Below are 14,589 nucleotides of genomic sequence, written 5' to 3'. Positions count from 1 at the left end.
GATGAAAGCTTTCTTTTCGAGAATTCCGGTTTTGGTGATTCTCCTGTTTTTCCCGATTGTCGTCAGGTCGCAGTCTTCGGCCTTGTTCGTGACGATCCCTTCGGATGCCCGCAGTCTGGCGCTTGGCGGCGCGAAGGCGGCGCTCCCGGGCGATTCCTTCTCGGCCTTGCGCAACCCGGCCCAGCTTGTCTTTCTCGATGGCCGGGTCGGGATCGGCTACGGCTATATGCCCTGGATGGCGTCCTTGCAATCCGGTCAGAATTTGCATGTTGCGACGGCTTGCCTGAATCTGGACCGCAAACAGGCCCTGGCTGTATCGTATCGCTATCTTTCGCATCCCGAATCGGAATGGATCGATGATCAAGGCAACGTGTTGGGCTCTTTGGATCCTCGCGATATGGCTTTTGATCTCTCTTACGCCCGGGTCATTGTCCGCAATTTCTCCGGATCCGTTACGTGCCGTTATCTGTCTTCGTATCCCGGTTCCGGTCATGCGATGCACTCCGTTGTTCTGGATGCCGGCCTGTTGTATCGGCACGCCTGTTCCGGGAGCGTTGTTTTGGCGGCAGGCATGCAGGTTTCGAACCTCGGGTGCTGGAATTCTGAAAAGGTCAGCCTGCCGTGGGAGTTGCGGGTGGGAGGAAATATGGATTTTTCCCCGTCCGGGAATCATCGGATCACGGTAACGGCCGATCTGGTCAGTACGAAATTCCAGTCGTTGGGCGGATGCGTGGGGCTGGAGTACGAGCTTTTCAGAGCACTCGCTTTTCGCGGAGGCTATCGTTGGAGCGACCTGCGCTACGGTTCCGTCGGTACCGGTCTGCAATGGCGCTATTTTGCCTTTGATCTGGGCTATCTGCTGGCATCCCGGCACTCGGTCATGCATAAAACATGGATGTTGTCTGCCCGGATCTGTTGGTAATCCGCCTCCCTTGATATGAACCGTCTCAAAAAGCGAGGCCGACGAAGCGATCGGCACACAAGCCGACGGATTCTGCGGGTTTTGCAGGGCGCCTGAATGCGCCGGGATGCCCGGGGAGGGGGGGGGAGCCACGGCCCCTCCTTCCCGGGAGGCATACCTAAAAGTAGGTAATTTGAGGGGGTGCCGATTTTTTTTCTTTGAAATCTTTTTAACTTCGACGCCGATTTGCTCCAGCTTGCCCCTTTTGGCGAAGTCCGTTCGGACCGCAAATCGACAAGAAGCATATACCAATAACAGTAATTAACCCAAAACATTCCGCTTATGAAGGATTTTTTCCGATTGAGAGTTGTATCGTTCCTGCTGCTCTGCTGGGCGGTCTCCGCGTCGGCACAGAACCGGACCAAGACCACCTTCCGCGGCACGATCTATTCGATGGAATCCGTCGACGGGAGGGGCAAATCCGAGAAAGTACCCCTAGCCTATGCCGTAGTCTCGCTGCCCGAAGTCGGCCTGGCTACCGCCACCGATGTGAATGGTCAATTCGAAATCAAGTCGATCGATGCCGGAAACTATCGGGTCGAAATCTCCTCGCTGGGCTACGAGACCCTCTCGCAGGAGATCACACTCCCCGCTGAAGAAGAGTTCGAATTCCAGCTCGAAGCCACCTCTTTCTACCTGAAAAACGTCGTTGTCTCGGCCGAGTCGACCAAGACCGGCGCCTCCACGGCCTCGAAGATCTCCAAATCGGCCATGGATCACATCCAGGCCACCTCGCTGGCCGACGTCATGTCGCTGCTTCCGGGTGCCGAAACCCGGACCTCTTCGGAGATCACGCTCCAGAACGCCAGCACCTTCGCCGTGCGCAACGGTTCGAGCTTCGGTACGGCCGTCATTATGGACGGAGCCCCCGTTTCGAACAACGCCAACATGCAGACCATGTCCACGGCGCTCGGATCCGCTGCCGCCACAAGCATCGCAACCCCCAATTCGGGCATCGACATGCGAACGATCACCACCAGCAACATCGAGTCCGTGGAGGTAATCCGCGGTATCGCCTCGGCGCGCTACGGCGACATCTCCTCGGGAGCCGTGATCGTCAACAGCACGGCCGGACACGCGCCGCTCTCGGTCCAGATGGACCTGAATCCCAACGTCTACATGGCTTCCGTGTCCCACGGTGTGAAACTCGGGTCTCGGGGTGGGGTCCTGAACTACGGCGTGGACTACACCTTCTCGCAGAAGGATATGACCGAAGGATACGACACCTACAACCGGGTGACGGGCCGTCTGGCTTACTCGAACCTCATCGGGAAATGGTCGACCAATACGTCGCTGAACTTCTTCTACACGAAGGACAAGGGCGAGCCGAACCCCGATGACGAGAACGACCTGCGCACGACCAACCAGCGCGACCTGGGTCTGCGCTTCAACACCAACGGAAGTTTCAACGCCAACAACGGCTGGTTCAAGGCGCTCCGCTATGCGGTTTCGGTCGACTATACCAATAAAAAGACCTATTTCGAGGACATGCGCTCGAACGCCGACTGGACCTATTCCTCGTCGAAGACCGACGGGGCGGTCCTTTCGAGCTTCCCGGGCCGGGACATTTACCTCGCGGACGGGACGAAGATCACCCATATTCCCGAAGCCGATGCCGGCGGCAAGGCCTGGCGTCTTCCGTCGAGCTATACCGAAGTCTACAACCTCTACGGCAAGGAGCTCACGACCTACGCCCAGGTCTCGGCGCTCTTCTCGGGCGACCTGGGGCCCACGCGTCACTCGCTGAGCGTCGGAGCCGACTTCCGTTCGTCGGGCAACCTCGGACGGGGCAAGGTCTTCGATCCGGAGTATCCTCCCTACCGTGCGCTGGGCGAGAACTTCGCCACGCAGCGTGAGCGCGCCTTCCGCGATGTTCCGTTCATGAATCACCTGGGCCTGTTCCTCGAGGAGAACTTTGCGATGGAGATCCTCGCGCGGCGCTTCGACGTCTCGGCCGGTGTCCGCTACGACAAGGTCTTCGGCATGAAGAAAGGCGGCCTCGCTCCGCGCTTGAATGCCTCCTACGAACTGATTCCCGACCACTGGAGCATTCGCGGCGGCTACGGCATCACCTTCAAGACGCCCTCGCTGGCCTATCTCCATTCCGACAATGCCTATTTCGACATCCTGAATTTCGACAACAGCGCGCAGAGCGGCTTCTCCGACGCGCAAAAGTTCCAGATCGCCACGACGCGCGTCTATTCGGCCGAGAATCCCGATCTGGAGCTTTCGAAGACCCGCAAGTGGGAGGTGGGCACCGACTTCCGGATCGGTCAGGTCCGCGGATCGGTCACCTATTTCCGCGACCGTTGCGAGAACGGCTACATGCTGAGCCAGACCTTCGACACCTTCAAGAGCGTCGACTACATCCAGTACGAGGCGGCCAAACCGGAGAATGCTACCGACATGCCGGTGCTGAGCGTCAAGTCTTCGGACAAGATTCTGCTCAACTATCGCATCCCGACCAACTTCTCGGCCTATGCGTCCGAAGGTGTCGAACTGGACATCGACTTCGGGCGTATCGACGCCATCCGCACCTCGTTCGGACTCAACGGTTCGTGGACGAAGTACAAGTCGTGGAAGAACTACTACACGTTCGACAACCGCCCGGGCGGCAGCACAGTCGAGGAGCGCTATCCCCACATGGGAGTCTTCGAACCGGGCTCGCGGGTCGACCATGCGACACGCACGGCGACCAACCTGCGTGCGACGCACAATATCCCGCGCATCGGTTTCGTCGTGACGCTCACGGCCAGCATCACGTGGCACGAGCGCAGCTACACCGCCTATGGCAATGACTCGATCCCCGTGAAGTACATCTCGCGTCTCGACGGCCGGGTCCACGACTTCGACCCGGCACGGATCGACGAGCCGGAGTTCCAGCGCATCGACATACGCCCGTCGCTCGACTCCCGCCGTCTCGTGCGCGAAGGGGCGATGCCGCCGATCCTCTGCATGAACGTCAATGTGACGAAGGAGATCCGCGACTTCATGCGCATCTCGTTCTTCGCCAACAACATGTTCCGCAGCACGCCGATCTGGGAGAGCCGGAAGAATCCGGGGCGGTACATCCGTCGGAATTCCAATACGTTCTTCTTCGGAGCAGCCCTGTCGATCAAGATAAAATAAATCCCAAAGAGAGCCATATCATGAAAAAAAGATCCATATTTCACCTTGCAGCCCTGGTCGGCGCGGCATTCGGGATGAGTTCGTGCGTCGATATGATGGAGGACGCACGCGATGCCGCGATCGTCGATCCGATCCGTGTCGCCGTCAAGGTCAATGCCGTTACGGGCTTCGTCGATTCGGAGGGGAACGGCCAGATCGACCCCAACTTCAAAACCTCGGGACTGAACGTCCGTTTTGTGAACTACGATGAGGATGCCGTCATCGGGACGACGACCGACGACAACGGAATCGCCGTCGCCGAAATAACGCCGGGCAACTACACGATCTCGGTGACCGGCAGCGTCGACTTCAAGGGGCGCACCTACTACCTCAACGGGGCGTTGCAGAATAAGGCGCTGATCGACGATGTCACCCCCGAGCAGGCCGCCGCATCGAAGGACTATTCGCTGTCGATCCGCCCGGCCCAGGTGGGGAGCCTCTGCTTCCGCGAGATCTTCTACTGCGGTAGCCCGGGATACTATTTCCGCAACCAGTTCTACGAGATATACAACAACGGCGACGAAGTCTATTACCTCGACAACCTCTGCTTCGCGCAGCTGCATCCCAATGTCGCGACGTCGACGCTGCCGGAGTGGCCGGCCGAGGACGGACAGAACAACTACGTCTACGGCATGGTCGTTTGGCAATTCCCCGGCAAGGGACAGGATTATCCGCTCCACCCGGGCGAGTCGGTCATCGTGGCGCAGGAGGCCGCTAATCATACGAACAACAAGGGAGGTACGGGCGAGTATGCCCTGATGGACAACTCGAAGGTGGAGTTCGAGGCCTGGTCGGGCAATGCACAGCGCGACAACGCCGACGTTCCGAACCTTAAATATGTCTATTGGTCGGGCCGCGTCAATACGACGCAGTGGCTGACGTCGGTCTTCGGGGGAGCTTTCTGCCTCTACCAGCCGGGGCGTAAACTCACCTACGGGGATAAGAACTACTGGAAGCTCGGCGAGACGACGCAGCACCCCGTGGGCAGTTCGACCGAATATGCCCGCATCCCTGCCGAGCAGATTCTCGACGGTGTGGAGTTGATCCCCACTTCGACGGCGCTCAACATGAAACGCATCCCGGGATTTGTGGATGCCGGGGCCGCTTCAGTGGAGGAGGCCTATGTCAACAAGAGCGTGTGCCGCAAGGTGATCGACCATCGGAGCGACGGAACCCCGATCTATCAGGATACGAACGACTCTTCGGCCGATTTTGAGGTGATGATGCCTCCCATGCTCCGCCGCAACGGAGAAAAAATGCCGGCATGGAACCAGGCAAAGATTCAATAACCCTAAGACGAGACGAGTTATGACAAGATACAACTACCTCAAACTGACCGGAAGTCTGCTGATCGCCTCCTGCATCTCGATCGGGGCGTCGGCTCAAGAGCCGGTGGCGGAATCCGCGACGGCGGAAGATGCGGCGGGATACGTCGTGTCCCGCAACAATTCTCCGGCCTCCATCGAACGGCTGAAGATCGAGAACCTGCACTTCAGCCATTCGAAAAACGCTTCGGGCATCCAGCTCGACCCGATCGACTATTACAGCCAGGTGATGCTGGGCCTCGACCGCGAGAAGGGATCGTTGAAACGGGTTCAGGAGGGTGCCGACAACACCGCCTACCGCTTCTCGACGGACGGCGGCGGACGCATTGCCGGCCTGCGCGACACCTACGTCTGGGGCCGCTTCTCCTACACGCGTGAAAACCTCGGGGATGCCGAGTACAACGCAACGCTCTTCGATCCGCTGCGGGGCACGCCCTTCTACCTGGCCGATCCCAACAAGAGCGACTGGATCAATCAGCTCTTCGACATGGAGGTGAAGGCCGCCACGCCCGTGCTGTGGCGCCACCTGGTCGTGGGTGTCGACCTTGCCTATCAGAGCGGTCAGGCGGCCAAGCAGCTTGACCCGCGTCCGCTGACTTCGCTGTCGAAGTTTGAGATCAATCCGGGTTTCACCGTGCTGCTGGGGCAGAACCATGCCCTGGGTGCCTATTACCACTACTACTCGCGCCGCGAGGACGGTGCGGCCTCAAACTCCGTGACGCTGGTCAACCAGCCCGTCTATGTGATGAACTACCCGGGATTCTTCATCAAAACCGAAATCGGCTCGCTGAATGCCGACAACCAGCGGATCTACAATGCCAACTGCATGGGCGTCGGCGGTGAGTACACCTTCCGCACGCAGCGCGTCCACCTGCTCGTGTCGGGCAGCTATACGCAGGAGGTGGAGGATGTGACCGACAGCTACTCGCAGCCGAAGATGGCCGGCACGACGGTCGACGAACGTTATTGCGCGGCGTTGAATGCCCGCTTCTCGCTCTCGCAGGCCAATGCGCTCTACTTCAATCTCTCGTACGACCATCGCAGCATCGACGGCATCCAGTATGTGCAGGAGTACGACAACTCGTTCGAGGTGGCCAAGTGGGTCGTCAAGGCGAAGAACATCCGCTCGAATACGACGTCGTCCAACCTGCGGGGATCGTTGCAGTACATGCGCACGACGGGACGTGATGCCTACGACTGGACGGTCGGTCTGGGCTTCGATTTCGAGCAGCTGGACAACATCTACTACTTCCCGCGCAGTACGCAGCGTGTCGACAACTTCCGGCTGAACCTCTTCGGGCGCAAGAATTTCCGGATCGGCACCCGCCACGCCATCCTCGCCGGCGTGCATGCGGCGCTGAAGACGAACCGGGACAATGCCATCGACTACAACGGCTACAAGGCCGATACGGAGTGTTACAGGGACTTCACGCTGCGGGACTTCTACAGTCTCGGCACGGGATATGCCTCCTGCGGCGGAGAGGTGACCTATTCGCTGTCGGGCCTCTTCGGCGACCGGGGGGCGTTCTTCGTCTCGGCGATGGCCGGCTATCACAAGGCTTCGGACCACAAGGATCTGTTCAACGACCGGCTGCTGGCCGGCTTCAAGATAGGATTGCTCTTCTGATATGTCCGTGAATCATATCCGTATGCTCTTGCAGTGCCAGGAGAAGGGTCCCGAAGGGCTCTTCTCCGGTGCTGTTTTTATCCCCGTATAACATTCATTCACATGCACAAACCGCTTAACCGAATCATTTTGGCGATCGTCCTGCTGCTGTTTGCCGGGGCGGGCCGGTCGCAAACGCTCGAGGCCCCGACCATCGGGGGACAGCGCTCGTTCGTCGTTGTGATCGACGCCGCCACACTGGAGCGCTGCCGCCCTCAGGTCGATGCCTACAAACAAGTGCTCGAGGAGGAGGGCCTCCCCGTCTTCGTCGCCTCGGCCCACTGGAACTCTCCCGAGCAGGTCCGCCGGGTCCTTGTCGATCTCCACGCCCGCAACGGGCTTGAGGGATGCGTCTTCGTGGGCGACATTCCGATCGCCATGATCACCCGGGCGCAGCACCTCACCTCGGCCTTCAAGATGAACGAGTATGCATACGACATCCACGAGGTCTCGGTCCCCTCGGACCGCTTCTACGACGACTTCGACCTGAAATTCGTGGCTCAGGGAGCTCCGGCCGACGGGCTGTTCCACTACTACGAACTGGCTCCCGATTCGCCGCAATATATCGGTTGCGACATCTATTCGGGGCGCATCAAGGCGCAGAAGGCATTCGGCGACCCCTATGCGCAGATCGCCCGCTATCTGGAAAAGGCCGTCCGCGAACATCGGGCCGCTACGGCGTTCGACCGTTTCGTCTCCTACACGGGCCATGGCTCCTACTCCAACTCGCTGGTGGCATGGCGTGACGAGCAGATGCTGCTCGACGAGCAGTTCGGCGATACGTTCCGCCGCACGTACGGCGCCAAGTTCCTGCGCTACTCGATGCAGCCCTTCATGAAGAGTACGGTGATCCGCGAGCTGCGGCGCGACGACCTCGACATGATGGTTTTCCACGAGCACGGCATGCCCGACCGGCAGTACCTCTCGGGAACGCCCTATGTCTCCTCGGCGGAGGAGGCCGTTTCCGAGATCGGCTTCATGCTGCGGGCGCGGGCGCGCCGTTCGGATTCGGCCCGCCGTTCGGCACTTCGTCAGGCCGCGGAACTGGGGCTCGACACGACATGGTACTGTGCCCCCGACACTCCGGAGCAGCTCCGTGCCGACTCGATTGCCGATCTGCGGAGCGGAATCGTTCTTGAGGAGGTGCCCCATATCGCACCCAACGCCCGTTTCGTGATCTTCGATGCCTGCTACAACGGGGATTACCGGGAGGACGATTTCATCGCCGGGCACTATATCTTCTCCGGAGGGCGCTGCGTGGCGACCTTCGCCAACAGCGTCAACGTCCTCCAGGACAAATCGGCCTTCGACCTGCTGGGACTGCTCGGCGAGGGCCTCCGGCTCGGAGCGTGGGCCCGGAACATCCACATCCTCGAGTCGCACATCATCGGCGACCCGACCTATCGGTTCGCTGCCGCACATCCCGCACTGGATATCAACGCCATGGCGGCAAATCGCGACGTCGGTTTCTGGCTGGCGCAGCTGGATCACACGGTTCCCGACGTGCAGAACCTCGCCATGATCCGCCTCTGGGAGAACGACTGCCCGGATCTGGCCGGCCGCCTGCTCGACAAGATGAGGCAGTCGCCCTACGCCATTGTCCGCTACAATGCCTTCCGGTTGCTGGAGACACTCGGCGGGGAGGCCTACCGGGAGGCGTTGTGCCTGGCGGCTTACGATCGCTTCGAGTTCCTCCGCCGCGTGGCCGTCACCCGCATGGGGCGCGTCGGCGACGAGCGGTTTATCCCCATCCTGACCGACGTTTACACCCGGGACCGCAATGCCGCGCGCATCGTGTTCAATATCGGCGAGTCGGTTCGGTGCTTCGACAAGACGAAGACGAAACAGACCATCGAGCGTTATTTCGCCGACAAGACCTTCTTTCATGTCGATTCGCTGAAACAGGAACTGCTGCGCAAGGTCGAGAACTCCGAAGGGGTTTCGCCGGCGGAGGAGACGCTCGCCGAACTTCGCGACCCGAAGACCCCGGAGCGGATAAAGCTCATGCGCATCGCCTTCCTGAAGAACCGTCCCTACAATCAGATAACCGACGAACTGCTTGCCCTGCTCCGTGATCCGTCCCGGTCCGAAACCCTGCGGACGCGTCTGGCCGAGTCGCTGGCGTGGTTCGACCTCTCGGTGCACAGGGAGCGGATCGCACAGGCGGGCCGCGAGCTGTTGTCGCAGGAGGATCTGTCGCCGGCTTTCCGCAAGGAGCTCGTGCGTATGGTCAATCGTTTGGAATCGAAAAAATAAGTCGCCATGAAAACATTGAACTGTCTCATTCTCGCCGTGCTGATGCTGCCCGGCATCCTCCGGGCGAAACCGCTTGTCGAGAAGCCGCTCCGGCGTCATCCGACCTCCTTTGTCATCGTCGTGGACCGCACGACTTACGGGAAAACCCTGCCGCAGCTCCACGCCTACCGCGATGCGCTGGAGGCCGACGGGCTGGCAACCTATATCCTTTGCGACGACTGGCAGTCGCCCGAGGAGGTGCGCGGCGAGTTGTACGGCCTGATGCGCAGAACCTCCAGACGCGCCCCGTTGGAGGGTGCGGTCTTTGTCGGCGACATTCCGATCGTGCTGGTCCGCAACGCCCAACACCTGACCACGGCTTTCAAGATGGACGAGGAGAAGTTCCCGATCAACGAGTCGTCGGTGCCCTCGGACCGCTATTACGACTGTCCGGATCTGGAGTTCGAACCCATTGCCCGTGACTCGGTCAACGGGCTGTGGTTCTACCGCAGGCTGTCCCCGACCTCTGTGCAGCGCCTCGCTCCGGCCTTCTATTCGGGACGCATCCGCTATCCCGAACAGTTGGGCGGCGACAAATACGAGGGGATTGCCCGTTATCTGGAGAAGGTCGTCGCCGAGCGCCGGCGCGTCGATTGCCTGGACCACGTGGTGACCTATGCCGGCGACGGATACAATTCCGACTGCCTGATCTGCTGGATGGACGAGCGCATTGCCATGGACGAGAACTTCCCGCTGACGAACACGCGCGAGGCCTCACGCCTGCGGCAGCTGAATTTCCGGATGGACGGCTACATGAAATACCGCCTTTTCGACGAACTGGTGCGCCCCGAGGTCGATCTCTTCCTCTTCAACGAGCACGGGTCGCCCGATGCCCAGCACGTGGGCTCCCATGTGACGGATCCCGACTCGTTCGAAGGCATATACGGACACATCCGGGATGCGTATTCGTGGGCCCGGATCATGGAGAAGCGTCGGGGCGGGAAGGCCGATCCGGAGGGGCTCCGCGAGTCATTCAAAAAGGAGTATCACCTCACCGACGCCTTTTTCGAGAAACTGGAGCAGACCGATTCCGAGTCCTCACGGCCCGCGGGAACACTCCCTCGCGACATCGAACTGGAGGACCTGGCGGATCTTCCGGTCCAGCCGCGCTTGGTACTGTTCAATGCCTGCTACAACGGCTCGTTCCACAAGCCGGGCAATGTCGCCGGCTACTACCTCTTCGGTCCGGGGCGCACGGTCGTTGCACAGGGCAATACGGTCAACGTGCTGCAGGACCGCTGGACCTGCGAGATGGTGGGCCTGCTCTCCCACGCCGTTCGTGTGGGGCAGTACAACCGCCTGATCGCCACGCTCGAGGGCCATGTGCTGGGCGATCCCGCCTTCCGTTTCTGTCCTGTGGTGGAGAACGACATCTCGCAGGCGATCACCCTGTGGCGGAACGATGCCTCCTACTGGCGTGCGCTGCTCGAAAGCACACCCCATGCCGATCTGAAGAGCCTGTCGCTGCGCATGCTCGCCGATCTGGGCAAGATAACTCCCGGCGAACTGCTGGAGATCGTGCGTGCGGAGCCGTGTGCCACCACGCGCATGGAGGCCCTGAAGCTGCTCGGACGTTTCGGCGACGAGGCGACTTTCGAAGAGGGCGTCCGGCTGGGACTGAACGATCGCTACGAATTGCTGCGCCGCAATGCAGCGACCTATGCCTGGCAACTGGGGCGCCCGGGCCTGCTGCCGGACCTGGTCGGGACGCTGGTCAATGGCGATGAGTCGCAGCGGGTCTGCTATCTGGCCTGGAAGGGGCTGCTGCTGTCACCCCGGGAGTCCGTCGACCCGGTGCTGCGGGAGGTCGTTGCGGCCTCGACGGTGGAGGACCGGGATTCCATCCAGGGCGTGCTGCGGGCGAGCCTCGACCGGAATTTCCGGATGAAGGAGCACGACCGGAAGCAACTGCACGACGGCAAGACGCTTGCCGCGCGGATTTCGGCCCTGCGCTCCATGCGTAACAATACCTACCATGAATATGTCCCCGACCTGTTGCAGCTCCTTGCCGCGCCGTCCGAACCGCTCGAACTGCGTGTCCAGGTGGCCGAATGCCTCGGATGGTTCGTGCATACGCCCCGACGTCGCGAGATCATCGACACGTGCCGCCGCCTTGCCGCCCGCACCGGCGAGCCGTCGCTGAAGGCCGAACTCCTGCAGACGGCCTTGCGTCTCGAGAGCACCGTCTCGGTTCCGAACACCTCAAAATAATGCAAGCGATATGAAGCGATTCCGCATTTTATGCTTGGCGCTGGTTCTCCCGTTGCTGACGGTTGCCGCGCCGCAAATCACCCCTCCGGGGGTAAAGAGCGCCACGACTTTCGCCATCTTTGTCGACAGTCGCAGCTATGCCGGGGCAGCCCGGGAGATCGACGCCTACCGGGCGGTTCTCGAGACCGAGGGTCTTGGGACTTATCTGCTGGTTGACGCATGGGCTTCGCCCGAGCCGATCCGTGAGCAGATCGAGGCGATGATCGGAGGCCGGGCGCCGCTCGAAGGGGCGGTTTTCATCGGCGAGATCCCCATCCCGATGATCCGCGACGCACAACACCTCACGTCGGCGTTCAAGGCCAACCAGGCCCGCGACTGGGCCTCTTCGTCCGTCCCTTCGGACCGCTACTACGACGATCCGGCGCTGAAGTTCGAATTCCTGCGCCGCGACGAGGCGAACCCGCTCCTGTTCTACTATTCGCTTTCGCCCGAGTCTCCGCAATACATCGCATCGCAGATCTATACGGCGCGGATCCGTCCGCCGAAGCGCGCGGGCGTCGATTCCGTCGACCTGCTGCGTGCCTACCTGCGCAAGGTGGTGGCCGCTCACCGCGAGGCCAATGCGCTGGACAACCTCTTCGTCTTCCGCGGTCACGGCTACAACTCCGAGGCGCTTGAGGCCTGGTCGGGCGAGCAGGTGTCGCTGCGCGAACAGCTTCCGGGGCTTTTCGCTCCCGGAAACAAGGTGCGTTTCTACGATTTCCAGAGCCGTTGGCCGATGAAGCCCTACCTTCTGGAGAAGATGTCCCAGCCCGATGTCGACGTTGCGCTGTGCCATCACCACGGCTCCCCGACCTTGCAGTATATTACCGGCTACCGCAGTGGATCGGACATCAACACCTCGATCGAGAACATCCGCCTGTACCTGCGCAGCAAGATCGCCGGGAGCAAGGATCCCCGGGAGCGGACGAAGTATTTCGTCGAGCGCTATGGGGTTCCCGAGGCGTGGTGCGCGGTCAGCGACTCGCTGCTTGTCGCCGATTCGATCTTCAACCACATGATGGATATTCATGTGGAAGACCTCCGCGACCGGGCGATGAACCCGCGTTTCGTAATGTTTGACGCCTGCTTCAACGGATCGTTCCATAAGGACGACTGCATCGCGTCGGGCTATATCTTCGGCCCGGGACGGACGATCGTGACCCAGGGCAATACGGTCAATGCCCTGCAGGACAAGTGGCCCGGGCGTTACATCGGCCTGCTCGACTGCGGCCTGCGCATCGGCCAGTGGGGCCGCCACGTGCACTACCTCGAAACGCACCTGATCGGCGACCCGACCTACCGCTTCGTAAATCGTGCCCTGCCGTCGCTGGATCTCGGCACGGCCCTGACCACACGCCGTGGCGACAACCGCTTCTGGCTGCGTCTGGCCGACGGCGGCATGCCGGCCGATGTCGAGGCGATCGCCCTGCGGCGTCTGAGCGAGAACGGATATGCGAAGATCGGCGATCTGCTCTACGAGCGGATCTGCAACTCCCCGTATGGCAGCGTGCGGCTCGAGGCGCTGCTTCTTTTCTCGACCAGACACGACCCGCGTTTGGTCGAGGCGCTGCGCGTTGCGTCGGGCGATTCCTACGAGTTGATTCGCCGGATTGCGGCAATTCTGATCGGCGATAGTGGCGACGAGGCGTTGCTCACGGCCGCGGTGGAGCTGCTGACCGACGATGACCTGTCGGCTCGCGTCCGGTTCCAGCTGGAGAATTCGCTCGACTTCTTCAATCCCGGGCAACTCTCCGCGGCCCTGAAGCGTGGATTTGCGGCGAAGCCCTACCTCCATGAGGGTGACAAACGTCTGGAGGCTCTTCTGCGCCGCATCGAGTCGACGCAGGAGGAGCTCCGGGAGTCGTTCGCCTTCATCGCCGATGCGAAGAACAAGTTCGCGCGCCGCAAGGGCGAAATTACCTATTTCCGCAACTATCCCCACCACGACGAGGTCCCGCGGTTGATTGCCCTGGCCGAGGATCCTTCGCTCGAACTCGAGTTGCGCGTTGCGGCCGTCGAGGCACTCGGATGGTTCCCGATTTCGTGGCAGCGGCCGGCCATCGAGTCCATGTGCGGAAGAATCCTCTCGTCGCGGGAGCAACCCGAGGAACTCCGGAAAGAGGCCCTGAAGACCCGGAACCGCCTGAAGAGCCATTGATTCCCTGAGAAATACCGACATGTGCCGAGCGTGGGACCCCTGCGGGTCCCACGCTTCGTTTCATCGGGCAATTGGGCGATATTTTTCCTGCTTGTACCTCAATTCGCGGTTTTTCAGGCCGTCTCCCATCCGGATCTTCCCCGAAGCATCTTCCTTATCCCCATACGAGGGGATGGCGAAACCCTCAAAAACCAAAAAAATAGGTATTGCCCCGACTTCCGAAAAACCGTTTCTTTGTACAAAACTTCAAATTAAGAAAATAAGACGATTATGACCGGAATTTTTTTTGGAAGCACGACGGGCACGACCGAAGCCGTCGCTCAAGACATCGCCCGCCTGATGGGAATCTCCGCATCCGACATCCACAATGTCGCTGACGTCTCCCCCGAGGCTGTTGCGCCCTATGACCTTCTGATTCTCGGCAGTTCGACCTGGGGCTGCGGGGAGTTGCAGGACGACTGGTACGGATTCCTCGAAAACCTGAAGACGCAGAACCTCTCCGGCAAACGTGTCGCTTTGTTCGGATGCGGTGACAGCGGCTCCTATCCCGACACTTTTTGCGATGCCGTGGGGTTGATCTTCGAGGCACTGCAGGCGACCGGATGCACGTTCGTGGGCAGTTGCGCTTCCGAAGGTTATGAGGCGACCAATTCGCTGATCTGCAACGAGGGGCAATTCCTCGGACTGGCCGTCGACGAAAGCGCCCCCGAAAAAACCGACTCCCGGATTGCCGCATGGTGCGAGCAACTCAAAAACAGTTGAT

At 60.7% G+C, this 14,589-nt stretch carries 8 protein-coding genes; all 8 read left to right on the top strand.

Annotated elements, in window-relative coordinates; genetic code table 11:
• Position 1 precedes the first annotated feature (1 nt).
• The 8 genes from QZ460_RS04995 (at position 2) to QZ460_RS04960 (ending at position 14,588) form a co-directional block, all read left to right on the top strand.
• Positions 2–922 (top strand): PorV/PorQ family protein, encoded by a 921-nt coding sequence (locus tag QZ460_RS04995; RefSeq protein WP_290540485.1) that lies wholly within the window; start codon positions 2–4, stop codon positions 920–922.
• A gap of 321 nt (positions 923–1,243) precedes the next feature.
• Positions 1,244–4,090: a TonB-dependent receptor gene (locus QZ460_RS04990; protein ID WP_290540484.1), complete on the top strand. Its 2,847-nt coding sequence runs from the start codon at positions 1,244–1,246 to the stop codon at positions 4,088–4,090.
• A 20-nt stretch (positions 4,091–4,110) separates the two neighbouring features.
• Complete coding sequence (locus QZ460_RS04985; RefSeq protein WP_290540483.1) at positions 4,111–5,418, top strand: DUF4876 domain-containing protein; 1,308 nt, start codon at positions 4,111–4,113, stop codon at positions 5,416–5,418.
• Positions 5,419–5,437: 19 nt separating this feature from the next.
• Positions 5,438–7,081: a DUF6850 family outer membrane beta-barrel protein gene (locus QZ460_RS04980; protein ID WP_290540482.1), complete on the top strand. Its 1,644-nt coding sequence runs from the start codon at positions 5,438–5,440 to the stop codon at positions 7,079–7,081.
• Positions 7,082–7,183: 102 nt separating this feature from the next.
• Positions 7,184–9,376, top strand: a complete 2,193-nt coding sequence (locus QZ460_RS04975; protein ID WP_290540481.1) for a HEAT repeat domain-containing protein — start codon at positions 7,184–7,186, stop codon at positions 9,374–9,376.
• A 6-nt stretch (positions 9,377–9,382) separates the two neighbouring features.
• Complete coding sequence (locus tag QZ460_RS04970) at positions 9,383–11,626, top strand: HEAT repeat domain-containing protein (RefSeq protein WP_290540480.1); 2,244 nt, start codon at positions 9,383–9,385, stop codon at positions 11,624–11,626.
• Positions 11,627–11,636: 10 nt separating this feature from the next.
• Positions 11,637–13,826 (top strand): HEAT repeat domain-containing protein, encoded by a 2,190-nt coding sequence (locus QZ460_RS04965; protein WP_290540479.1) that lies wholly within the window; start codon positions 11,637–11,639, stop codon positions 13,824–13,826.
• A 270-nt stretch (positions 13,827–14,096) separates the two neighbouring features.
• Positions 14,097–14,588: a flavodoxin gene (locus QZ460_RS04960; protein ID WP_290540478.1), complete on the top strand. Its 492-nt coding sequence runs from the start codon at positions 14,097–14,099 to the stop codon at positions 14,586–14,588.
• Position 14,589 lies beyond the last annotated feature (1 nt).

It is taken from the genome of Alistipes sp. (assembly GCF_020026455.1).
Taxonomy (GTDB): domain Bacteria; phylum Bacteroidota; class Bacteroidia; order Bacteroidales; family Rikenellaceae; genus Alistipes.
Note: the sequence above shows the minus strand (reverse complement) of the source record. Positions and strands in the feature narration are given on the sequence as shown.

Excerpts from the sequence above, each read along its gene's own strand:
- QZ460_RS04995 (WP_290540485.1), top strand. The coding sequence starts at position 2 with ATGAAAGCTTTCTTTTCGAGAATTCCGGTTTTGGTGATTCTCCTGTTT.
- QZ460_RS04990 (WP_290540484.1), top strand. The coding sequence starts at position 1,244 with ATGAAGGATTTTTTCCGATTGAGAGTTGTATCGTTCCTGCTGCTCTGC.
- QZ460_RS04985 (WP_290540483.1), top strand. The coding sequence starts at position 4,111 with ATGAAAAAAAGATCCATATTTCACCTTGCAGCCCTGGTCGGCGCGGCA.
- QZ460_RS04980 (WP_290540482.1), top strand. The coding sequence starts at position 5,438 with ATGACAAGATACAACTACCTCAAACTGACCGGAAGTCTGCTGATCGCC.
- QZ460_RS04975 (WP_290540481.1), top strand. The coding sequence starts at position 7,184 with ATGCACAAACCGCTTAACCGAATCATTTTGGCGATCGTCCTGCTGCTG.
- QZ460_RS04970 (WP_290540480.1), top strand. The coding sequence starts at position 9,383 with ATGAAAACATTGAACTGTCTCATTCTCGCCGTGCTGATGCTGCCCGGC.
- QZ460_RS04965 (WP_290540479.1), top strand. The coding sequence starts at position 11,637 with ATGAAGCGATTCCGCATTTTATGCTTGGCGCTGGTTCTCCCGTTGCTG.
- QZ460_RS04960 (WP_290540478.1), top strand. The coding sequence starts at position 14,097 with ATGACCGGAATTTTTTTTGGAAGCACGACGGGCACGACCGAAGCCGTC.